At 46.3% G+C, this 22,115-nt stretch carries 20 protein-coding genes and 1 pseudogene; 14 read left to right on the top strand and 7 right to left on the bottom strand.

Features of this window, described 5'->3' with window-relative positions:
• Nucleotide 1 precedes the first annotated feature (1 nt).
• Complete coding sequence (locus tag B5F53_RS07485; RefSeq protein ID WP_087221959.1) at nt 2-922, top strand: ABC transporter permease; 921 nt, start codon at nt 2-4, stop codon at nt 920-922.
• Nucleotides 912-1,874 (top strand): nucleoside hydrolase, encoded by a 963-nt coding sequence (locus B5F53_RS07490; RefSeq protein WP_242970264.1) that lies wholly within the window; start codon nt 912-914, stop codon nt 1,872-1,874. The genes B5F53_RS07485 and B5F53_RS07490 overlap by 11 nt, the downstream gene beginning before the upstream one ends.
• 311 nt (nt 1,875-2,185) lie before the next feature.
• On the opposite strand, the gene B5F53_RS07495 is transcribed toward B5F53_RS07490, so the two are convergent.
• Nucleotides 2,186-3,091, bottom strand: a complete 906-nt coding sequence (locus B5F53_RS07495; protein ID WP_087221961.1) for a carbohydrate kinase family protein — start codon at nt 3,089-3,091, stop codon at nt 2,186-2,188.
• Nucleotides 3,092-3,309: 218 nt separating this feature from the next.
• Between B5F53_RS07495 and B5F53_RS07500 the strand changes: the two genes are divergently transcribed.
• From B5F53_RS07500 to B5F53_RS07515, 4 genes are all read left to right on the top strand, one after another.
• Nucleotides 3,310-4,614, top strand: a complete 1,305-nt coding sequence (locus B5F53_RS07500; RefSeq protein WP_087221963.1) for an amidohydrolase family protein — start codon at nt 3,310-3,312, stop codon at nt 4,612-4,614.
• 1 nt (nt 4,615) lies between these two features.
• Nucleotides 4,616-5,569: a 3'-5' exonuclease gene (locus B5F53_RS07505; RefSeq protein WP_087221965.1), complete on the top strand. Its 954-nt coding sequence runs from the start codon at nt 4,616-4,618 to the stop codon at nt 5,567-5,569.
• A gap of 118 nt (nt 5,570-5,687) precedes the next feature.
• Nucleotides 5,688-5,963, top strand: coding sequence for a type II toxin-antitoxin system RelB/DinJ family antitoxin (locus tag B5F53_RS07510; RefSeq protein WP_087221967.1), 276 nt, complete (start codon nt 5,688-5,690; stop codon nt 5,961-5,963).
• Entirely contained in the window at nt 5,960-6,241 is a 282-nt protein-coding gene (locus tag B5F53_RS07515; RefSeq protein WP_087221969.1) for a type II toxin-antitoxin system YafQ family toxin, read from the top strand. Before B5F53_RS07510 ends, B5F53_RS07515 begins: the two co-directional genes overlap by 4 nt.
• 63 nt (nt 6,242-6,304) lie before the next feature.
• On the opposite strand, the gene B5F53_RS07520 is transcribed toward B5F53_RS07515, so the two are convergent.
• On the bottom strand, nt 6,305-7,624 hold the full coding sequence (locus B5F53_RS07520; protein WP_087221972.1) for a D-alanyl-D-alanine carboxypeptidase family protein: 1,320 nt from the start codon (nt 7,622-7,624) through the stop codon (nt 6,305-6,307).
• A gap of 670 nt (nt 7,625-8,294) precedes the next feature.
• Here B5F53_RS07520 and ileS point away from each other — a divergent pair.
• The 8 genes and pseudogenes from ileS (at nt 8,295) to B5F53_RS07560 (ending at nt 17,636) form a co-directional block, all read left to right on the top strand.
• Nucleotides 8,295-11,411: an isoleucine--tRNA ligase gene (ileS, locus tag B5F53_RS07530; RefSeq protein WP_087221976.1), complete on the top strand. Its 3,117-nt coding sequence runs from the start codon at nt 8,295-8,297 to the stop codon at nt 11,409-11,411.
• 11 nt (nt 11,412-11,422) lie between these two features.
• Nucleotides 11,423-13,882, top strand: a complete 2,460-nt coding sequence (locus B5F53_RS07535) for a glycogen/starch/alpha-glucan phosphorylase (protein ID WP_204246914.1) — start codon at nt 11,423-11,425, stop codon at nt 13,880-13,882.
• 100 nt (nt 13,883-13,982) lie between these two features.
• Complete coding sequence (locus tag B5F53_RS07540) at nt 13,983-14,822, top strand: GH25 family lysozyme (protein WP_087221978.1); 840 nt, start codon at nt 13,983-13,985, stop codon at nt 14,820-14,822.
• 36 nt (nt 14,823-14,858) lie between these two features.
• Nucleotides 14,859-15,002, top strand: a pseudogene (locus tag B5F53_RS20965) (helix-turn-helix domain-containing protein); the annotation flags it as partial.
• A gap of 3 nt (nt 15,003-15,005) precedes the next feature.
• Nucleotides 15,006-15,287, top strand: a complete 282-nt coding sequence (locus B5F53_RS07545; RefSeq protein ID WP_242970269.1) for a hypothetical protein — start codon at nt 15,006-15,008, stop codon at nt 15,285-15,287.
• Nucleotides 15,288-15,350: 63 nt separating this feature from the next.
• Nucleotides 15,351-15,956 (top strand): nucleoside recognition protein, encoded by a 606-nt coding sequence (locus B5F53_RS07550; protein WP_087221982.1) that lies wholly within the window; start codon nt 15,351-15,353, stop codon nt 15,954-15,956.
• Nucleotides 15,953-16,483, top strand: coding sequence for a spore maturation protein (locus B5F53_RS07555; RefSeq protein WP_087221984.1), 531 nt, complete (start codon nt 15,953-15,955; stop codon nt 16,481-16,483). Before B5F53_RS07550 ends, B5F53_RS07555 begins: the two co-directional genes overlap by 4 nt.
• A gap of 67 nt (nt 16,484-16,550) precedes the next feature.
• Nucleotides 16,551-17,636 carry a glycosyltransferase family 2 protein gene (locus B5F53_RS07560; protein WP_087221986.1) on the top strand — a complete coding sequence of 362 codons (1,086 nt, stop codon included), beginning with the start codon at nt 16,551-16,553 and terminating at the stop codon, nt 17,634-17,636.
• Nucleotides 17,637-17,638: 2 nt separating this feature from the next.
• Here the strand turns inward: B5F53_RS07560 and B5F53_RS07565 are convergent, their stop codons facing one another.
• The 5 genes from B5F53_RS07565 to B5F53_RS07585 form a co-directional block, all read right to left on the bottom strand.
• Nucleotides 17,639-19,174 (bottom strand): PucR family transcriptional regulator, encoded by a 1,536-nt coding sequence (locus B5F53_RS07565; protein WP_162610554.1) that lies wholly within the window; start codon nt 19,172-19,174, stop codon nt 17,639-17,641.
• Nucleotides 19,175-19,187: 13 nt separating this feature from the next.
• Nucleotides 19,188-19,832, bottom strand: coding sequence for a cobalamin B12-binding domain-containing protein (locus B5F53_RS07570; RefSeq protein WP_087221990.1), 645 nt, complete (start codon nt 19,830-19,832; stop codon nt 19,188-19,190).
• Nucleotides 19,833-19,899: 67 nt separating this feature from the next.
• Nucleotides 19,900-20,436 carry a DUF2284 domain-containing protein gene (locus tag B5F53_RS07575; RefSeq protein ID WP_087221992.1) on the bottom strand — a complete coding sequence of 179 codons (537 nt, stop codon included), beginning with the start codon at nt 20,434-20,436 and terminating at the stop codon, nt 19,900-19,902.
• Between the two features lie 115 nt (nt 20,437-20,551).
• Nucleotides 20,552-21,184 (bottom strand): corrinoid protein, encoded by a 633-nt coding sequence (locus tag B5F53_RS07580; RefSeq protein WP_087221994.1) that lies wholly within the window; start codon nt 21,182-21,184, stop codon nt 20,552-20,554.
• An 87-nt stretch (nt 21,185-21,271) separates the two neighbouring features.
• The gene (locus B5F53_RS07585; RefSeq protein ID WP_087221996.1) at nt 21,272-22,087 is read right to left on the bottom strand and encodes a methyltetrahydrofolate cobalamin methyltransferase; all 816 of its coding nucleotides are present in this window, start codon (nt 22,085-22,087) and stop codon (nt 21,272-21,274) included.
• Nucleotides 22,088-22,115: the final 28 nt, after the last annotated feature.

The raw sequence follows: 22,115 nt of genomic DNA on the forward strand, positions 1-22,115 counted from the left end.
TATGTGGAGTGCAATTTTATCCCCTGATTTTTTCAGCACGATTTTAAGATCAACAACTCCGATTCTGTTTGCCACTCTTGCATCGTCGATTGCATCCAAATCGGGAATTACCAATATGGCGCTGGAAGGAATCATGCTTTTTTCCGCTTTGTTTGGAGTTATCTTTTCCTCTTTAACGTCAAGCGCATGGATGGGTCTGATTATCACCATGGTAATCGGCGGTCTGATTGGCCTGATTCTGGCATTCTTCGTTTTAAATTTAAAGACCGATGAAATTCTGGCGGCAATTGCCATTAACCTGACGGCTACAGGCGGAACGGTTTTGATTATGGTTGCTTTTTCCGGCGACCGCGGAGTTTCCTCCTCCATTAAAAGTATCTCTGCGCCGGAAGTGGTGATACCCTTAGTAAAAGACATTCCGTTTCTGGGAGAAGTGCTTTCCGGACAGAATATTCTGACCTGGATTGCGATTATAGCGGTCATCCTGCTTCATCTGTTCCTGTATAAGACGCCTCTGGGACTGGCAATCCGGGCCGTAGGAGAAAATAAGGATGCGGCAGAATCAGTTGGGATCAGTTCCAGAAAGATCCAGTATATTGCCCTGGTTCTCAGCGGCGTGCTGGCTTCCATGGGAGGCTTCTTCCTTTCCGGCGGATATATGAATATGTTTACAAAAGATATGTCCGGAGGCCGTGGTTTCATTGCGCTGGCTGCTGCCAGCATGGGAGGCAATACGCCGGTGGGAAGTCTGCTGGTGTCTCTGCTGTTTGGTATTGCCCAGGCATTTGCCAATATTATGCAGCTGACCTCTATGATACCTTACGAAATTGTCCTGATGGTGCCTTATCTGGCAACCCTTGTGGGACTTGCAATATTCTATTACGGCCAGAAAAAGAAAAAGGAGCGTTTAAGTGGAAAATAGAAGAAAAATTATTATGGATTGTGATCCGGGAATTGACGATGCGATTGCCCTGTGTCTGGCGGCCGCTCATCCGGAAGCCTTTGAACTGCTGGCAATTACCACAGTAACCGGAAATCAGTCCATAGAGAAAATAACGGCAAACGCCAGAAATCTGGCGGAATTTTACAGACTGGATGTCCCGGTGGCAAAAGGTTCTCCCGTGCCTCTTCTGCGCAGTCCTCTTCCCGCAGCAGACGTTCATGGAAAGAACGGGCTGGGAGAAGTGGAGCTGCCACAGGCCAAAAAGGAACTGGTTTCTGAAAATGCCGTGGCATTTATGCGGGATCTGATTATGAATCTTCCGGAGGGAGAAAAGGTAACTTTGGTACCCACAGGCCCTCTGACCAATATCGCTTTATTGTTCCGTGTATTTCCCGAGGTGAAGGAACGGATTGAGGAAGTGGTGCTCATGGGAGGCAGCGCTTCTTACGGAAATGTAACGCCTACGGCAGAGTTTAATATTTATGAAGATCCGGAGGCGGCGCAGATTGTTTATAACGAGGGAGTTCCCACAGTCATGTGCGGACTGGATGTAACCAGGAAATGCGGATTGACCAGAAACCAGATTGCCAAGCTTGCCCAGAGCAAGGGAGAGGTTTCCAGACGGATCGGAGATATGCTGGGCTTCTATCTGGAGGGAAAATCTTATAAACATGCGCCCATGTGTGCCATTCACGATGCAGTAACCTTTATGTATCTGCTTCATCCGGAACTCTTTAAAGGAGAGAGAATGCCGGTTACCGTGGAGTGCAGCGGCGGCGTCAACCGGGGAATGACCATCTGCGACCGGAGATGGTGGCTTTACGATAAGGAAGACTGTCCGGTCTGTGTTCTGCTGGACGCAGATGAACTGAAATTCCAGGAATATATGATAGAAGCCATTTATGAGATGGATGAAAGATTAAAAAGTTAAAAGAAACTTCCGTATGAGACAACAGGCTTTGTCCTGTTCCATACGGAAGTTTTTATGTAAAAGGATTAAGGTGTCAAAAGCCTCTCTTTTTTTCTATACTTGGCAAAAGGCACAAAATATCCTTCCGCGCGAAGCGCACAAAAACACTCCGATGAGCCTCCGAAACCGGAAATCGCGTTCAGCAAAGGCTTCCACGATTCCCTGAGTCTCATCTCCATTGTGCGCAAAGTCAAATTCTTTTAAACTGTAATATACAAACTTTCCTATAATATAAACGTTCCGCTATGGATGCGGCCAGATGCATATGGAATTTAATTCTGCGGAAACAGTTTTCCGAAAGCCTCGTCGGAAAGGAGGGCGCCTTCGGTTTCCACTACTGCGGAGGAAACCCGGTTTGCTTTCCCAAGAGCGGTCTCCAGATCGTCGCCCTGTTTCAGGCAGGCGATCAGACTTCCGATATGGGCGTCTCCGGCGCCGATGGTATCTGCCTGTCTGGCTCTGACGGAGGGAATGTAAGCTTCTTTTTGTCCGTCAAAATAGTAACAGCCTTTTTCTCCCAGGGTAATTACCACCAGATTGGAAGTTTTTTCGTACAGCCAACGGGCCGCTTCCTCTACATGTTCCATGCCGCTTGCTTCTTCTGCCTCCCGGCGGTTCAGATGGAGAATGGGTGAGAGGGAAAGAAGACGTTGAATTTTACGGGGTTCGATTTTTGTAAACCGGGGACCCGGGGCAAAATAAACGGTAAGCTGTGGATTCTCACAGAGAAAGTCAATAATTACGTCGCCGGTTACCTCCTCGATTTCCAGGCCGCACAGATAAACCGAATCAATCTGTGACAGATCCAGAAGGGAAAACCACTCCTTTTGAAACAGGTATTCTGCTCCGTGGTAACAGACGAAGGTACGTTCTCCGGTGGTCTCCACAAAACAGTAACAGCAGCCGTTTTCCTGCTGCGGAGTGGGTATGGGAGAGACGATTTGCCGCTTCCTTAACTCTTCCCGGACAAAGTTTCCGTAGACGCCGGTTCCAACCGGGGAGAATAAAAGGTAGGGCGCCTGAAAATGGCGGATAGAATCGGAGACATTATAGGCGCATCCGCCCAGGGAAAGCTGCTGCTTTATTACATGGACGTCTTCTCCGGTACGGGGAAGACGGTTTTCCAGATTAATAACCACATCGGCAACGGCAGAACCGATGACTAAAACCTTTTTCATGGGAAAAACTCCTTTATTTTCAGAATTGCTTTGATGTAACAGTTCAGCTCATAGGTCTGCCCGATTGAAAAATCATGCGAGCATGATTTTCTCTCACGGACAGCCTATGGCTGAACTGTTACGCTGTTATGCTATCACAGATTGGCATGACTGGCAATAGAAGGAGGGATATGGTATAATAGCACTCAAAAAAGGGAACGGCAAAGGAAGGGATGAGTATGAAGAAAAGTTATTTATTAAAAAATGCGAGAATACTGACAAAAGACGCCGAATGTATTTCCGGAAAGAACGTCTATATCAGCGATGGGAAGATTTTAAAAATTATGGACAGTACCTCCGATGACGGGAACATCAGGGCGGACGAAGAAATTGACTGTGGGAAATACTATATCAGTCCGGGAATTCCAAACCTTCATACCCATACGGCGATGAATATTTTTAAGGGAATTGCGGAAGATGTAACAGCAGACGACTGGTTTAATGAAATGATCTGGCCTTATGAAAGCAAGATGACAGATCAGGACATTTACGTGGGAACCAGGCTGGGAATTGCAGAGATGATTAATAATGGAGTAACGGTATTTGCCGATCACTATTTTGGAGAAGAACAGGTGCTGCGGGCGGTGAAAGAGACGGGAATCCGGGGCGATCTGGCGCCTACTCTATTTGGGGGTACGCCGGATTTTAAGGAACGTCTGGAAGAAGTTACCCGGTTTATCAAAGAACACCGGGAAGATTCTAACCGGGTGGCATTTCACATGGGACCTCATGCCAACTATACCTGTCCGGCGCCTACGCTGGGAGAAATTGTGGATCGGGCGAAAGCTCTGGAGCTGCCTGTTCATCTTCATGTTTCCGAGGAAGATGTGCAGGTGGAGAAGGCCAGAGAGGAGACGGGGATGACGCCCTTTGGAATCCTCAATGAAGCAGGAGGTTTTGACTGTAAGGTCTTAATCGGCCACGGCCTCTGGGTAGAGGAAGAAGATCTGAAATTCTTAAAGGAGGATACCTGGTTCGCTTTCTGCCCCAAAACTTATTTAAAACTGGCCTCCGGGAAAGGGGGATTCTTCGATTATTACAGGCAGCTCAATTATGGATTCGGAACGGACGGAGCGGCCAGTTCCAACACCTTAAATCCTGTGGAGCAGGCAAGACTGTTTGCTCTTCTGGGTAAATTCTTCGACCGGGATTCTTCCACTCATACCATGCAGGAAATCTGGAGGCATCTGATGGAAGGCCACAAAGCATTCCCCTTCGGAACGGGAGAAGTAAAGGAAGGCGCTCCTGCAGATTTGGTTATCTGGGATTTAAACGGGCTGGATACCTTCCCGATCTATCATCCGGTTATTTCTATTTTATACAGCAGCAACAGCCAGAATGTGAAGTATACCATGGTGGACGGAGTATTTCTGAAATATGACGGAAGGCTTATCATGGATGAAGAAGCGCTGAAAAATGAGGCTGCCGATCTACAGAAAGCCCTGATTGCCAGAGGGAAAGGAAAGGCAAAGGTAACGTATTAAAATGCATTACATCGTTTTTGACCTGGAATGGAACCAGTGTCCGGAAGGAAAAGAGAAAGAAGAAAAGGGCCTGCCCTTTGAGATTGTTGAAATCGGGGCGGTGAAACTGGATGAAAATTTCCGGCTTGTGGATACCTTTCACACTATGGTAAAGCCGCAGGTATACCGGTGGATTCATGAGAAAACAAGAGAAGTGATTCATCTGGATTATAAGAACCTGCTGAACGGGCTTTTATTTCCCCGGGCTGTGACCGGGTTTCTGAAGTGGTGCGGGGAAGACAGGCGTTTCTGCACCTGGGGAGATCTTGATCTTCTGGAGCTGCAGAGAAATATGAAGTACTATAATATCCTGGGACTGCTTCCGGGTCCGGTGATCTATTACGATGTACAAAAGCTGTTTGGAATTTACTGCGGGGAAAAAGAACCCCGCAGATCTTTGCAGTATGCCATGGAAACCATGGGAATTGAGTGCAAGATGACCCTTCATCGGGCGCTGGTGGATGCCTGGTATACCGGGGAAGTCATGAAACGGTTAAAGAATCAGATGGTACCGGAGAATTCGTCCATTGACGTCTATCAGAATCCCAAAAGGAAACCAGAGGAGATTACGGTCTCTTACGGAAATAAGGTGAAGTTTATTTCCCGGGAATTTGCCTCCAAAGAGAGAGCCTTGAGGGAAAAGGGAATGTTAAATGTGATTTGTCCCATATGTCAGAAACCGGTGAAGAAAAAGATTCGCTGGTTTGCAGTAAATGCCCGGAGGTATGTCTGTGTTTCCAGTTGTCCCCGGCATGGTCTGATGAAAGGGAAAATCCGTTTTAAGAGTACGGATGAAAAGAAGTATTATGTAATTAAGACCATTGAGCTTACAGATAAAAAAGAGGCGAAACGGATTCAGGAGAAACAGGAGGTTCTTCGCCTGAAACGGAAAAAGAGAAAAGAAGCGAAAAAATAAAGTTAAGAATTTCAGTGTAATCCCCTGATTTACTTTTCAATTTTGATTCTATTGAGTTGATTTTGCATTGCAAATGACGTATATTATAAGTATAATAAACTTGAAAGGGGATGAGACAATGGCAGGTACTACAAATTTCAGTGTCCGCATGGACAGTGACATCAAAAAGAAATGTGAAGCTCTCTACGGCGAATTAGGTGTGAACCTTACTACTGCCATTAATGTTTTCCTGCGTCAGTCGCTGCGGGCAGGTGGTTTTCCTTTTGAAGTCAGGCTGGAACAGCCGAACAAGGAAACCATTGCTGCTATGTTAGAAGCAGAGCGGATTGCGCGTGATTCCAGTGTGAAACATTATTCTGATGTGGAAGAAGCGCTCAGGGAGCTGAAACAATGAAGCGTGATATTGTCTGGACGACAAAATTTAAAAAAGATTACAAACTGGCAATGAAGCGTCACATGAATGTTGAACTGTTGGACGATATTATCCGGGCTTTGTCGCGAGGAGAAAAGTTACCAGAGAAAAATAAAGACCATGAATTAACCGGCGATTGGATAGGGCACAGGGAATGTCACATTCAACCGGACTGGCTGCTTATCTATCGTATTGAAGAAGATGTGTTGGTGCTTACGTTGATCCGTACCGGGACGCACAGTGATTTGTTCAATAAATAACAAGATTGCCGCCGTATGGGGAAACCTGTACGGCGGCAATCCGTATTTCCGGCTTTTCAGCGGCTATTTTTCGTCTGGTTCTGCCCGGGCAGAAAGCAGGTCAGGCAGAACTTTCTGTTCATATACAATACCGTTTCCCACCGGATGATCCCGGTAGGTATAATTCGTCTGCAGAATCCATTCTCCTGCGTAATTGGGCAGGACTTCCAGTTCCAGTTTCAGATCTTTCTTAATATCTGCTGTTTTGGGAACTGTGACACAGGCAGGTTTCTTACGAACCTGCAGAGTAATGTTTCCATCCTCATTGAGAAGGAAGCGATCACAGGGAAGAACCTGGATGGTAGTAGCCCCGGTGGCTTTGGTAGCTGTTACCCGGTGGAAATTATCGAATCCATAATCCAGCATGGCTGCTGTATCGGTGTAAATGGGAGTTCCGTTGGTACGGAGATCCACACAGACCAGTGTCATTCCCTTACGGTATGCATATGTTACCAGAGTATTTAAGGCCTGAGAAGTGTATCCGGTCTTTCCTCCGGTGCATCCGCTATAAGCATATTCGCCCTGGCTCATCATTTTATGATGATTAAATAAATAATTGGGTTCCGGATTCTTATTCGTAGCGGGTATGGTGTATTCCTGGCACTTTACAAACTTCCGGAAGTTGGGATTGCTCCATGCGGCGGAAGCAATCAGAGCCATATCATGGGCGGAAGTATAATGTTTCTCATCGGGCAGGCCGTTGGCATTGTTAAAGTGCGTATTGGTACAGCCCAGTTCTCTGGCACGCTGATTCATCAGTTCTACAAATTTCTTTAAATTTCCTGAAGTTTTTTCTGCAATGGCGTAGGCCGCTTCGTTGGCAGAAGCCAGCATAACAGCCATCAGGCACTGCTCCACGGTCAGCTTTTCCCCTTCGCTTAATCCCGCATTGGAACTTCCTTCTACAGCGGTCCCCTCAATGGCATTTTTGGAGATGGTCACCGTATCCTCTAAATCATTATTCTCCACGGCTACCAGAGTAGTCATGATCTTGGTGATACTGGCAGGATATTGCTTCTCGTCTATGTTCTTTCCATATAAAACAGCGCCTGTGTAGGTGTCCATCACAATGGCGGATTCCGCCTGGACTTTTGGCCCTTCGGGCCAGTCCTCGATTTCATCTGTCTGTACCGGATCGAAATAAGCTTCCGGGGAAGGTTCGGGAGTTTCCTGAGGCTGCGAATAGTCTTCGTAGGAGGACCAGTCCTCATAGGAGCCGGAATCGTCGTAATAATAGTCGGATCCGTCATCGTAAGAGGCAGATACCACAGAACCCAGCCAGACATTGGAAACTATACATCCGGCCAGGAGAAGTCCTGTAAACTGCAATAGCTTCTTGCGCATAATCTGTACCTTATTTCCTTTCGGTTTCTTTATGATTTATCATATCATAGGAAAAGGCGCTCTGCAATGGAAGAATCCGTTTCCGATCTTGACACAGAGCCTTGTCAGCCCTTATAATAGTAGCAGTTTTATAGAAAAAGACAGAGATGGAGACAGTACTCTGTTTTGGACGCCTCAGCGAGCCGGGGAGGGTGGAAGCCCGGTGCGAAAGAGACAGAAAGAAAATCACTCCGGAGTTTCAGATCTGAACGCCGACAGGTCAGTAGGAAATGGCGGGATTCTCCCGTTACAGAGAACGGGTATTGGCAGCAGGCCAGTACATGGTAACAGGTGGTAGCGATCGCAGAGACTTTCGTCCTTTTACGGACGAAGGTCGTTTTTTATGTAACAGGTAAATCCGTAGGATTTCCTGTTACATAAAAAAACGCTCCGCTATGGATGCGACCAGATGCATATGGAATTTGACTGCCTGCGGCAGTCTGCATCTGGCGCGCGAAGAGTACAAGTCCCTCATGAGTGAGGGGTATGGGGAGTTGAAGAGTACTTGTCCTCTTTGTTCTATGAAAGCTCTGTACGGCGGCGATCGTCAGGACGCAGTCATCTGGCTTTCATAAATATTAATAGCTACATTTTATGAAAAAAAGAAAATTTTAAATAGGAGGTAAAAGCTGTGTACCAGAAAGTAGACACCAATTTAAACTTTGTGGACAGAGAGAAAAAAGTTGAAGAGTTCTGGAAGCAAAATCATATTTTTGAAAAAAGTATGGAACACCGGAAAGACGGAGAAACCTATACGTTTTATGACGGACCGCCGACTGCAAACGGAAAACCCCATATCGGGCATGTGCTTACCAGAGTTATCAAAGACATGATTCCCAGATACCGGACCATGAAAGGCTATATGGTTCCCAGGAAAGCCGGATGGGATACCCATGGACTTCCGGTGGAGCTGGAAGTTGAGAAACTGCTGAATCTGGACGGAAAGGAACAGATTGAACAGTATGGTTTAGAGCCGTTTATTAAAAAATGTAAAGAAAGCGTCTGGAAATACAAAGGCATGTGGGAAGATTTTTCCAACACCGTAGGTTTCTGGGCAGATATGGATCATCCCTATGTAACCTACCACAATGAATTTATTGAATCAGAATGGTGGGCGCTGAAGCAGATCTGGGACAAAGGACTTCTTTACAAAGGTTATAAGATTGTGCCTTACTGCCCCAGATGCGGAACGCCTTTATCCAGCCATGAAGTTGCCCAGGGCTATAAAGATGTAAAAGAACGCTCCGCCATCGTACGTTTTAAAATTGTGGGAGAAGACGCATATTTCCTGGCATGGACAACCACGCCGTGGACCCTGCCCTCCAACGTGGCTCTCTGCGTAAACCCGAAGGAAGATTACGTAAAAATCAAGAATCCGTCTGAGGATAAAATTTATTACATGGCAGAAGCCCTTGTGGAAAAGGTTGTGGGAGAAGACGCAGAAATTCTTCAGAGGTATAAAGGCAAAGATCTGGAATTTATGGAGTACGAACCACTGTTTAAGTTCGTAGAACCGAAGAAGAAAGCATTTTATGTAACCTGTGCAGATTATGTTACCCTGACCGACGGTACCGGTGTGGTTCATATTGCCCCGGCATTTGGTGAAGATGACGCCAATGTGGGAAGAGTTTATGATCTGCCCTTTGTACAGTTGGTGGATGAAAAGGGAGAAATGACCAGGGAAACGGACTGGGCAGGCACTTTCTGTAAAGAAGCGGATATGCCGATTCTGCAGGCTCTGGAAGATAAAGGTCTTCTGTTTAGTGCGCCTAAGTTTGAACACAGCTATCCTCACTGCTGGAGATGCGGAACCCCTCTGATTTACTATGCAAGAGAGTCCTGGTTCATTAAAATGACTGCAGTGAAGGAAGACTTAATCCGCAACAACAATACCATCAACTGGATTCCGGAAAGCATCGGCAAAGGCCGTTTCGGAGACTGGCTGGAGAACGTACAGGACTGGGGAATCAGCCGGAACCGTTACTGGGGAACACCGCTGAATATCTGGCAGTGCGAATGCGGCCATATGCATTCCATCGGAAGCATTGAGGAGCTGAAATCCATGTCAGACAACTGTCCGGACCAGATTGAGCTGCACCGTCCGTACATTGATGCAGTAACCATTAAGTGTCCGAAATGCGGAAAGGAAATGCACCGGGTGGAAGAAGTGATCGACTGCTGGTTCGATTCGGGAGCAATGCCTTTTGCACAGCATCATTATCCTTTTGAGAACAAAGAGCTGTTTGAACAGCAGTTCCCGGCGGACTTTATCTCAGAAGCCGTGGATCAGACCAGAGGATGGTTTTACTCTCTGCTGGCGATTTCTACCCTGATCTTCAACAAGGCTCCTTACAAAAACGTAATTGTTATGGGACATGTACAGGATGAAAACGGCCAGAAAATGAGTAAATCCAAAGGAAATGCAGTGGATCCCTTCGACGCTCTGGAAACTTACGGAGCCGACGCCATCCGCTGGTATTTCTACTCCAACAGCGCGCCCTGGCTGCCGAACCGTTTCCACGGAAAGGCAGTAGTGGAAGGACAGAGGAAGTTTATGGGTACGTTATGGAATACCTATGCGTTCTTCGTTCTTTACGCAAATATTGACAATTTCGACCCCAGCAAATATACTTTAGATTATAACGGCCTGCCGGTAATGGATAAATGGCTGTTATCAAAGCTGAATACTTTAATTAAAACGGTAGATAAGGATCTGGAACAGTATAAGATTCCGGAGACCGCTCATGCACTGCAGGATTTTGTAGATGATATGAGTAACTGGTATGTAAGAAGAAGCCGTGAGAGATTCTGGGCCAAAGGAATGCCTCAGGATAAGATTAATGCCTATATGACCTTATATACGGCATTAGTGACCGTTGCCAAGCTGGCAGCGCCGATGGTACCGTTTATGACAGAAGATATTTATCAGAACCTTATCCGCAGCATCGATAAAGACGCTCCGGAGAGTATTCATCTGTGCGACTTCCCGGAAGCAAACCAGGAATGGGAAGACAAAGAACTGGAAGAAGCCATGGATGAAGTTCTGGATATTGTGGTACTGGGAAGAGCGGCGAGAAATACGGCGAATATTAAGAACAGACAGCCAATTGGCACCATGTATGTGAAAGCGCCTCACGATCTGCCTGTTTTCTATACAGAGATTATTGCGGACGAGTTAAATGTTAAGGAAGTGAAGTTTGCAGAAGATGTGGAATCCTTCCTGTCTTACAGCTTTAAGCCGCAGTTAAAAACCGTAGGACCAAAATATGGAAAACTTCTCAATGGCATCCGCAGCTACCTGTCTGAAGTGGATGGAAGAAAGGCCATGGCACAGTTACAGCAGGAAGGAGCGTTACGCTTCGAAATCGACGGTAATGCTGTGGAGCTGAAAGAAGAAGATCTCCTGATTGAAACTGCACAGATGGAAGGATTTGTGACAGAAAGCGAAGGTGAAGTTTCCGTAGTTCTGGATACCAACCTGACACCGGAGCTGATTGAAGAAGGCTTTGTCCGTGAAATCATCAGCAAAGTACAGACCATGCGAAAAGAAGCAGGGTTTGAGGTTATGGATAAAATTAAAGTATATGCAAAAGATAATCAGAAAATTCTTGACATCATGAAGGCTCATGAATCAGAGATTAAAGCTGAAGTACTGGCAGATCAGATGATTCTGGGTGAAACATCCGGGTATGAAAAGGAATGGAACATTAATAAAGAAAAAGTAAAAATGGGCGTTTCCAAACTGTAGGAGGTTAAACGATGATCATTGATGAGCACTTTAAGAAGGAAGAATTTAAAAAAGGAGTAGAAGAGGCAGTTAAATTCCTGTACAGAAAGACTCTCAAAGAGGCGACACAGGAACAGCTTTTCCAGGCCGTATCTTATGTGGTAAAAGACGTTATTATTGATAACTGGCTGGAAACTCAGAATGCTTATGAAAAGCAGGATCCGAAGATTGTATACTATATGTCCATGGAATTTTTGATGGGCCGTGCCCTGGGAAATAACCTGATTAACCTGGGCGCTTACGGAGAAGTAAAAGAAGCTCTGGAAGAACTGGGACTGGATCTGAATGTAATTGAAGATCAGGAACCGGATCCCGCTCTGGGAAACGGCGGACTGGGACGTCTGGCAGCCTGCTTCTTAGATTCTCTGGCAACTTTAGGCTACTGCGCTTACGGATGCGGAATCCGTTACCGTTATGGAATGTTCAAACAGGAAATCCGCGACGGCTATCAGGTAGAAGTACCGGATAACTGGTTAAAGGACGGCTATCCCTTTGAACTGCGCAGACCGGAATATGCAAAAGAGGTACATTTCGGCGGACACGTCAGAGTGGAATATGATTACGAAAAAGGGGAAAACAAATTTATCCATGAAGGCTATCAGGCAGTAAAAGCCATTCCGTACGATATGCCAATCGTGGGATACAATAATAAAATTGTAAATACCCTGCGTATCTGGGATGCAGAACCGGTAATTGATTTCGAGCTGGATTCCTTCGATAAGGGCGATTACAAAAAAGCAGTAGAGCAGGAGAACCTGGCGAAAAACATTGTAGACGTTCTCTACCCCAACGATAACCACTATGCAGGAAAGGAACTTCGTCTGAAACAGCAGTATTTCTTTATTTCTGCAAGTATTCAGGCAGCCATTGCAAAATATAAGAAACAGCACAGCGACATTACCAAACTGTATGAGAAAGTAACCTTCCAGATGAACGACACGCATCCGACTATGGCAGTGGCAGAACTGATGAGAATTCTTCTGGATGAAGAAGGTCTTGGCTGGGATAAAGCATGGGAAATTACCACCAGAACCTGCGCTTACACCAACCATACCATCATGGCAGAGGCTCTGGAGAAATGGCCAATCGAGCTGTTCTCCCGCCTGCTTCCGAGAATTTATCAGATTATTGAGGAAATTAACCGTCGCTTCATTATTGAAGTACAGAATAAATATCCCAATAATTATGACAAGATTAAGAAAATGGCAATCATCTATGACGGACAGGTAAAAATGGCACATCTTGCCATCGTAGCTTCTTACAGCGTCAACGGTGTAGCCAGACTGCATACAGAAATTCTGAAGAATCAGGAGCTGAAAGATTTCTATGAGATGATGCCGGCCAAGTTTAATAATAAAACAAACGGTATCACCCAGAGAAGATTCCTCCTTCACGGCAACCAGATGCTGGCCCGCTGGGTGACAGAGCATATCGGAGATGACTGGATAACCGATCTGTCACAGATTCAGAGACTGGGCATCTATGCGGACGATGAAAAAGCACAGCAGGAATTTATGAACATTAAATACCAGAACAAAGTCCGTCTGGCAAAATATATTCTGGAGCACAACGGAATTGAGGTAAATCCCCGTTCCATCTTTGATGTACAGGTAAAACGTCTCCATGAATATAAGCGCCAGTTATTGAACATTCTGCACGTAATGTATCTGTATAACCAGATTAAAGAACATCCGGAAATGGAATTCTATCCCAGAACCTTTATTTTCGGAGCGAAGGCTGCAGCAGGATACCGCCGTGCAAAACTGACCATCAAACTGATTAATGCCGTTGCTGATGTGATTAACAACGATGCATCCATTAACGGAAAATTAAAAGTTGTATTTATTGAGAACTACCGTGTTTCCAATGCAGAGATGATTTTTGCCGCCGCAGACGTTTCCGAGCAGATTTCCACTGCAAGTAAGGAAGCTTCCGGTACCGGTAATATGAAGTTTATGCTTAACGGAGCCGTAACACTGGGAACCATGGACGGAGCCAATGTGGAAATCGTAGAAGAAGTAGGTAAAGATAATGCGTTTATCTTCGGTCTTTCTGCAGATGAAGTTATTAACTATGAAAATAACGGCGGATATGACCCAAGCTTCATCTATAATACAGATCCGGAAATCCGCAACGTATTAATGCAGCTTATCAACGGAACGTATTCCGAAGATACAGAAATGTTCCGGGATATTTATGATTCCCTTTTAAATACCAAGAGCAGCGACCGGGCAGACACTTATTTCATCCTGGCAGACTTCCATTCTTATGCGGAAGCACACAGACAGGTGGAAAAAGCATACCGGGATGAGAAGAGATGGGCGAAGATGGCTATGTTAAATACAGCCTGCAGCGGTAAATTCTCTTCCGACAGAACCATCCAGGAATATGTAGATGAAATCTGGCATCTGGATAAAGTAGTGGTTGATTAATTAAGAGAAATGAAAATGCTTTCCCTTCCATGTGAAGCGGAAAGCATTTTTATTTTCTGGTGCATAAAGTATAATAAAATCAGGATTTACAGAGGTTTCTATGGAATTAAGAGGAATAGATGTCAGTGCTTATAATACCGTTACCAACTATCAGGAAGTGGCGAAAGAAGGAATCCGGGTGGCTATTTTAAGAATTACGGAAAAAGGAAACGCCGTGGATCCCACCTTTGAGAGGAATGATAAGGGATTCCGGGAGGCAGGGATAAAGACAGGCGTTTATAAATACAGCTATGCGTTAAATGTAAGTCAGGCACAGGAAGAAGCCAGGAAAGTTCTGGGGGTTCTGAAAGGGAGAACTCTGGACTTTCCTGTTTTTTACGATATGGAGTGGAGTCAGCAGAGAATTTTGTCAAAGGGAGAACTTACAGATATTGTAAAAGCCTTTCGGGAAGTAATTGTGGAAGGAGGATATTCCTTCGGGATTTACTGTAACCTGGACTGGTACCGGAATGTGCTGGATACAAAAGCGCTGCCCTACGATTACTGGCTGGCAGCTTATCCTTATAATGACCGGGGGGTGATTGTAGAGTCGCTGCGCCCATCTGTGGGGATAGGATGGCAGTACAGCTCTAAAGGACGGTTAAAAGGAATTACCGGAGATGTGGATATGGACGTTTTCTATAAAGATAACTTCGGAGAGAAGGAAGAAGTACAGGAATATAAGATCTGGGTGGGACGCTGTACGGGAAACGCCGTAAATGTAAGGAGCGGCCCGGGACTGGAGTATCAGAACATTCCCGGCTATCCTACGCTGAATAAAGGAAATCTGGTGGATGTGATCGGAAGTGCAAAAGATACAAAAGGAGATACCTGGTATCGGGTACTCATTGCGAAAAAATATAAGGGATATGTTTACTATAAGTACATGTCCCGCAATTAAGCAAAGAGAGTATCTGGCATCAGATATATGGAATGAATCAGCAAATATCGTCTCTCAAAATTAAGCGGAGTTCCAAAAACGACGGTAATGGATATATGTTCCGGGAAAAGCTCTTTACAAAAATGCTCTGCAGGAACTATCTGGCGGCTTGCAAAAGCACTTCAATGTACTATGGAAGAGATTATGGCGTTTGACAGGAATGATCATGCGTACGACGAGGAAACCGGACTTCCGATAAACCGGGAGTATCTGGAGCGAGGGCTGCCGCCTTATCTGCAGACATCTATCAAACAGATGTGTGCTTCCTGGGCAATTGAGGACAGCGGGAAAAAAGATTACCATTGGGATATTGCATGGAACGAGCTGAATGCAGATATAAACGCTGCAGAATCCGGACTGGAGATTTCCTCGGAACAGGCGTGGTATCTGCGGGAGAAATATTTAAGGATGAAACGAGGTGAGTAAAGGATCTCTATTTCCTCCTTCAGGCGCATATAAATAAACAAAAGTAAAAAAAGGGAACTTTCCATGAACTATTTATGGGGTGCAATGATATTGATTGGAGTCATCTATGGGACGGCTGCCGGGAATCTGCAGGAGATTACAGAGGCAGCCGTCTCTTCTTCCAAAGAGGCCGTAAATTTATGCATTTCCCTGGCCGGTGTGACGGCTCTCTGGATGGGAATGATGAGAATTGCGGAAACCAGCGGTCTGGTACAAAAGCTGACAGAAAAAATACGCCCGGTACTGCACTTCTTTTTTCCAAAAGTGGAAAACGGTTCCAAAGCCCAGCATTATCTGGCAGTCAATATGGTGTCCAACGTACTGGGGCTGAACTGGGCGGCAACGCCTTCCGGCCTGAAGGCAATGGAGGAGCTGGATAAACTGGAAGAAAGGCGCAGAAAAATAGGCGCCGGGGGACAGCCACCGGGAACCGCCAGCAATGAAATGTGCACCTTCCTGATTATAAATATTTCGTCCTTACAGTTGATTCCGGTCAATATGATTGCTTATCGGAGTCAGTACGGAAGTGTGAATCCGGCGGCGATTGTAGGTCCGGGAATCGCCGCTACTGCCGTCAGTACCCTGGTGGGGATTTTATTCTGTAAAATTATGGACAGGAGCGGCAGATGAGAGTACTTCTGTATCTTTCCAATCTGGTGATCCCCTTTTTATTCTTTTACATTATCGGTCACGGCCTGTTAAGGCGGGGAAATATTTACCAGGATTTTCTGGATGGCGCCCGGGACGGACTGGATGTGACTGTAAAGTTAGTTCCCACGTTAATCGGACTGTTAGTGGGGGTGGGGATCCTGCGGGCTTCCGGATTTCTGGACTTACTGAGTCTGGGAATCGGGAAACTGACATCTCTGTGGGGCGTGCCTTCAGAAGTAATTCCCGTAGCCCTTGTGAGGCTGTTTTCTTCCAGCGCAGCCACAGGGCTGCTTCTGGATATTTTTAAAGAAATGGGGACGGATTCCCTGGCAGGGCTGACCGGCGCCCTGTGTCTGAGCGCCACAGAAAGCGTTCTGTATTGCATGAGCGTTTATTATGGTTCTGTAAATGTGAGAAAGACCAGATATACCCTTACCGGAGCTCTTTTAGCTACTCTGGGAGGGATTGCAGCCAGTATTTTCCTGGCACGGCATATGATGCCCTAAAAAAGGAATGATTCCGGAAAGTTCCTGCATAAGATAATAATGGATTCTTATGACAGGAGGGAAAGTTATGGTATCCATTAGTTTATGCATGATTGTGAAAAATGAAGAAGCCGTTTTAGGGCGGTGCCTGGACTGTGTCAGAGAGATTGCAGACGAGATTATTCTGGTTGATACCGGTTCTTCGGATCAGACGAAAGAGATCGGAGCCAGATATACCGATAAAATTTATGATTATCCCTGGAAGGATGATTTTTCAGCAGCCCGTAATTTTGGTCTTCATGAAGCAAAAATGGACTACGTTATGTGGCTGGATGCAGATGATATGATCACCCCGGATCAGAGGGAAAAATTCCTGCAGCTAAAGGCGGCTCTGCCCTATGACAGGGAGAGCGGACTGCCGGTGGATGTGGTAATGATGAAGTATGCGGTGGCCTTTGACAGAAAGGGACGGCCCACCTTTTCTTTTTACCGGGAGAGGCTGTGGAGGAATGGGAAAGGATTTCTTTTTGAGGGGAAGGTTCACGAGGCGGTTCAGACCTATGGAAATGTTGTTTATGAGGATCTGATTGTGGAACACAGAAAGGTAAAAAGCCGGGACAGAAACCGGAATCTGCGGATTTATGAGCGGATGAGAAAGGAAGGGAAAATCTTAACTCCCAGGGAGCAGTTTTACTATGCCAGAGAATTATACGATCACCAGAGATACACGGATGCGGCCAAGGCATTCCGCCAGTTTCTGAAGATGCCGGACGGATGGGCGGGAAATAAAGCCGATGCCTGCCGTTTTCTGGCTTACTGCTGTTATTACATGGGGAATGAGGCAGGGGGTCTGCAGGCCCTGTTAGACGGCCTGAAATACGGAGTTCCCAAGGCCGAGCTATGCTGCGACATCGGGAAGCATTTTATGGATCGGAAACAGTGGAAGGAAGCGGCTTTCTGGTACCGCGCCGCAGAAGAGCTGCCCCGGGAGAACACCCAGGACTGTTTCCTTGTGGGAGACTGTTACGGGTATCTTCCCTGTATCCAGTTAAGCGTCTGCTACGACGCCCTGGGAGAGAGGGAGCAGGCGGCTTATTATCACAGGAAAGCCGGACAGTGGAAGCCCTATGGGGAAGAATATCTGAAAAATAAACCTTATTTTGAATTCCGGTAACCTTACAGGATCTCCTGCCTGCTATTTTCCATCTCCAGGAGTTTAAAAGAAAACATCAGGTAGAGAATGTCATCGGGATTATCCAGATCGCATTCCAGGATATGTTTGATTTTGTCCATCCGGTACAGAAAGGTGCTGCGGTGGATGAACAGATCTTTGGCGGACTGTACGGCGTTTAAATGGTTATTCAGATAAGTCTGCAGGGTGTGCAGATACTCCGTGTTCTGAGTTTCGTCCATTTCTTTGAGAACCAGCAGTTTTTCATGGCAGAGCATATAGCCTGGCAGCCGTCGTGCAGACTCATCTAAAATATAAGAAAGGGCCACCTGATTGAAACGGTGAATCCATAAATAGGGTTTCTGCCTGGTTCCCAGATCCAGAGCGATACCGGCCTGGATATACTGGCGGCGCAGATTCATATGGCCTTTCATGGCGCGGCTGTAGCCCGCCTTTAGGAAACCGTCCCGGATAAAACAGGTCAGTTCCTGAGAGATCTCATCTTCTGTGAGATTTAAAAGGGTCAGATTAAAAAAGGTAACAATTTCTTCTTTAAACTGGAAGCTGCAGCTTGAGGGAAACAGATTCTCAATATAGCTGCAGATGGTATTTGCAGTCAGATTTTTCTGATCAAAAAGACTGATGCGCAGTACGAGGGCAAGGTACTGATGTTCCGGATCCCAGTTCAGAGCAGACAGCTGTTGGCTGATCTTAATATAGTCGGCTGCCTTGTCTGACAACAGATGAATAAAAATAGAATGAAGAGCCTTCTCCCCCGAAGTGGAGGGAACGGACTCCTGAAAAAGCACATATTCCATAAAAGAAGCCAAAAACTGAAGCAGGTAAGCGTCAGCAGCGTTTAACTGCCGGGGGTATTCCAGCATCATCAGCCGGTGGGTAGTATGTCCGAACCGGAGGATGTTTACATTCCACGAGCGAAGGCCGGTAATGTGACTGGGGAAGATAAAGGGATCTTTCGCGTCCTGGACACTGTTAAAATAGCGATCCTGTTTCATGGAGTTCATGTAATCGATTTTCTTTGCGCTGTCATTGAAAATCTGATACTCCTGGGGAAGGCTCTGCATGCCCACAGAGGCGATCAGGGAGAAATCAGCCCCCAGAACGCACAGAGGATTTCCGAAAAGAGGATGGGAAATATTCAGAAGCTCCTGCACGGAACCACCGCCCAGACTGATTTTCGTTAAATCCTGCTCCCACTTATCATAAATGTCAAAAAAGCCCTGGATCCGGTTAAAAACACCTGTTACGGGTTCCTGGCTCTGTAAGAAAAGGCAGGGGTAGTTCCGTTCTTTTTCGGATACGGCTCCGGGGAAAACGAAAAGGCAGCCTGAGAAATCCTCCTGGTCTGCATCAATCGTCTCCGAATCACAGGCTACGTAGAGCCGGTTGGAAGAAAAGGACAGATTTTTATCCCAGAACAGGGGCCGGGTCAGTTCTGCCCGGGTGGGAAAATCAAAGGAAACCATATCAGGGTAATGTTTCTTTATCAGTTGTAAGAAAAGAGCGCCGTTTAATTTCAATGGAAATCCCCCTTTAAGAAGTAAAAAAAGTCCTGGCAAGCCGGGCTGCGTCCACGGCATTTTCCGTATAGCCGTCCGCGCCGATTTCATCGGCAAACTCCTGGGTGACCGGAGCCCCTCCCACCATGATTTTAAGCGGGCGTCCGGGGAAAGCATGACGGATGGATTTAACCAGCTGTTTCATCTGGGGCATAGAAGTTGTAAGCAGCGTAGAGATACATACGAGAGAAACTTCGGGATGTTCTTTAATGGTTTTAAGGAAGACCTTAGAAGAAACATCTACCCCCAGATCGATAATCTGAAATCCTGCACAGCGAAACATAATGGCTACCAGATTTTTACCAATGTCATGTAAATCTCCGGCCACAGTTCCCACAATGACAGTGGCAATAGGGGCCAGAGAAGGATCTGTCTCTTTTTCCAGATAAGGGGACAGGGCATCCAGCCCTTTTCTCATGCTTCTGGCGCTGGCCAGAATCTGGGGAATGAAAGTATCGGCACTGCGATACAGATCTCCTATTTTCTGCATGGCGGGAACCATGCTTTCCTCAAGAATCCTCTTGATCGGGTACCCTTCTTTCAGAGCCTGCTGTATGTAATTTTCCGTATCTTTTGGATAACCGTTTTCAATAGAATCGCGTATCTGATGAAGTAACATAGGATGTCCTCCGCGTTGTTAGTCTAACAGTATTTTAATCGTTTTCCGGGTAAAAAACAAGGAGGTCCTACTGGATTAAAAAACAGGCGGTATAGGCAATGGTTCCGCTTCCGTAGTAATAAGAAAGGCGGTTGTCCTGACAGACCTGGGTAACCAGCATACCGTAAGCCTCCATGGAAGAAACAGACTTTTCGGGGAAACGGCAGGGAGCATCCGGATAGGTACAGTTCTTACATACAGAACAGCATCCGGTTCCTAAGGGGAGACGTCCCGGAGCCTGCTTTTGCAAAATCTTATCCATTTTCAGGAAGCTGTCTTTGTGGGCGGCTTCCGTCTCTTTCATTCCCTCAAAATCCAGGGAATCTTCTAATTCTCCTACAGTCTGTACCAGAATTCCCCACTGGTATTTCCGGATTCTTTCTTCACATTCTTCCAGAGTGCCGCATCCGGGAGGACAGGCCCAGTTGGCATCGTATTGATGACATTTGTCGCTGGCGCACATGGCGCGTACTTCCGGGAGCAGGCGGATAGTGCTGCAGTCCAGCAGAGCCGTATGGGTAAATCCGCATTCCTTTGCAATGGTTTCTAATTCCTGATAATTCATATGGGTTTCCTCCTGACTTCTTAGAAAGAAAGAGACTGCCGCTGAAAATTGTCTCAGGGCAGCCCTTTCCTTGTAAGGATTTCTATAGAATTCTACAACAACTGAGGTTGCATGATTAAGCAGCCAGTTCTTTCGCTTTCTGAGCAGCGGAAGCAGCGTCTGGTGTATAAGCATCTGCTCCGATTTCATCTGCGAATTCCTGAGTAATCGGTGCGCCGCCTACCATAATCTTAATATTGCTGCGGAAATCCTGTTCATTTAAAGCAGCAACCGTATCTTTCAGAGCCGGCATGGTTGTGGTAAGCAGTGCGGACAGACCTACGATCTTAACGTCCGGGTTTGCTTTCACTGCTTCGATGAATTTCTCTGTAGGAACGTCTACGCCTAAATCAATAACTTCAAAACCGGCGCTTTCAATCATCATGCCAACCAGGTTTTTGCCGATGTCATGTAAGTCTCCGGCAACGGTTCCCAGGATCATCTTTCCGGCAGATCCGGCAGCTCCTGAAGCAAGATGAGGTTTCAGCACTTCAACGCCTTTTTTCATTGCACGTGCGGCAACCAGCATTTCCGGAACGAAAATCTCGTTATTTTTAAATTTTTCACCAACAACGCCCATTGCGTCAATCATAGCATTGAGGACTTCTGCTGCGTCACAGCCTTCGTCCAGAGCTTCCTGAACAAGACCTCCTACTAATTTTGCTTTTCCTGCGATAATGGTGTCTGCTACTGTCTGAATTTTACTCATAACTAATTCCTCCTTAATGTTTCCTTTGCACTCATTTTTTATTTTCCGGCGGAAGGGTGGCTGGGCCTGCCGCACAGGGTTCGTTTTTTATTTCTTAACCGGTCCGATTAATCCTTCCCGGTAAGCGCCGATGTATTCCATACAATAGTCGTCCAGTCCTAAAAGAGCTTCTGTAGCGTAGATTAATCCCAGCATATCCCGGTTGGTGGGATCCAGGATGGCGCTGTCCAGACCGGCATTCATGGCCAGAACTGTAAAGCCCAGGTTTACCAGTTTCCGGACAGGCAGGTTAAAGGAAATGTTGCTGACTGCCGCAGTAATATGTATGGACGGATAGCGTTTCCGGACAGTGGAAATCACTTCTGTATTTAAAGCGATTCCGTCTTCGGATGTACAGAGCATCTCTACCAGCGGATCAATATGGATACGGCTGGGGGAGATGTGATATTCTTCTGCCTTTGCCATAATCTTATCGAATACGCGGAGACGGTCGGCTGCCGTCTTGGGGATTCCGGTGTCGTCGCTCAGCAGGGCGATGACCTGCCAGTCTTTGTTCTCTTCCTGAGCCATAATCGGGAAGATTTTATCAATTTTATCTCCCTCGCCGGATACAGAATTGAAAAGACCGGGGCGTTTACAGAATTTATAAGCCTGAGTCAGAACGTCTGCGCTTGGGCTGTCCACAGAGATGGGAAGATCGGTAACTTCCTGAATGCAGTCAATCATCCACTTCAGGGTTTCTGCTTCTTCGGCCTCCGGTACAGAAGCACAGCAGTCGATGAATGTGGCGTTTGCTGCTGCCTGTATTCTGGCACGCTCTTTAATAAATTCGGAATCTCTTTCCGCAATGGCTTTTGCCACGGAAGGAATGGAACCATTGATTTTTTCTCCAATTATAATCATGTTAAACCTCCTACATTACTATCACGAT

This window comes from Blautia sp. An249 (genome assembly GCF_002159835.1).
In the GTDB taxonomy this organism is placed as follows: domain Bacteria; phylum Bacillota; class Clostridia; order Lachnospirales; family Lachnospiraceae; genus Blautia_A; species Blautia_A avistercoris.

Bases quoted from the DNA above. Each gene is read 5' to 3' on its own strand.
- B5F53_RS07520 (WP_087221972.1), bottom strand. From the start codon at position 7,624: ATGCGCAAGAAGCTATTGCAGTTTACAGGACTTCTCCTGGCCGGATGT.
- B5F53_RS07500 (WP_087221963.1), top strand. From the start codon at position 3,310: ATGAAGAAAAGTTATTTATTAAAAAATGCGAGAATACTGACAAAAGAC.
- B5F53_RS07540 (WP_087221978.1), top strand. From the start codon at position 13,983: ATGGAATTAAGAGGAATAGATGTCAGTGCTTATAATACCGTTACCAAC.
- B5F53_RS07515 (WP_087221969.1), top strand. From the start codon at position 5,960: ATGAAGCGTGATATTGTCTGGACGACAAAATTTAAAAAAGATTACAAA.
- B5F53_RS07505 (WP_087221965.1), top strand. From the start codon at position 4,616: ATGCATTACATCGTTTTTGACCTGGAATGGAACCAGTGTCCGGAAGGA.
- B5F53_RS07510 (WP_087221967.1), top strand. From the start codon at position 5,688: ATGGCAGGTACTACAAATTTCAGTGTCCGCATGGACAGTGACATCAAA.
- B5F53_RS07580 (WP_087221994.1), bottom strand. From the start codon at position 21,184: ATGAGTAAAATTCAGACAGTAGCAGACACCATTATCGCAGGAAAAGCA.
- B5F53_RS07485 (WP_087221959.1), top strand. From the start codon at position 2: ATGTGGAGTGCAATTTTATCCCCTGATTTTTTCAGCACGATTTTAAGA.
- B5F53_RS07545 (WP_242970269.1), top strand. From the start codon at position 15,006: ATGGCGTTTGACAGGAATGATCATGCGTACGACGAGGAAACCGGACTT.
- B5F53_RS07585 (WP_087221996.1), bottom strand. From the start codon at position 22,087: ATGATTATAATTGGAGAAAAAATCAATGGTTCCATTCCTTCCGTGGCA.
- B5F53_RS07535 (WP_204246914.1), top strand. From the start codon at position 11,423: ATGATCATTGATGAGCACTTTAAGAAGGAAGAATTTAAAAAAGGAGTA.
- B5F53_RS07560 (WP_087221986.1), top strand. From the start codon at position 16,551: ATGGTATCCATTAGTTTATGCATGATTGTGAAAAATGAAGAAGCCGTT.
- B5F53_RS07495 (WP_087221961.1), bottom strand. From the start codon at position 3,091: ATGAAAAAGGTTTTAGTCATCGGTTCTGCCGTTGCCGATGTGGTTATT.
- B5F53_RS07550 (WP_087221982.1), top strand. From the start codon at position 15,351: ATGAACTATTTATGGGGTGCAATGATATTGATTGGAGTCATCTATGGG.
- B5F53_RS07575 (WP_087221992.1), bottom strand. From the start codon at position 20,436: ATGAATTATCAGGAATTAGAAACCATTGCAAAGGAATGCGGATTTACC.
- B5F53_RS07570 (WP_087221990.1), bottom strand. From the start codon at position 19,832: ATGTTACTTCATCAGATACGCGATTCTATTGAAAACGGTTATCCAAAA.
- B5F53_RS07555 (WP_087221984.1), top strand. From the start codon at position 15,953: ATGAGAGTACTTCTGTATCTTTCCAATCTGGTGATCCCCTTTTTATTC.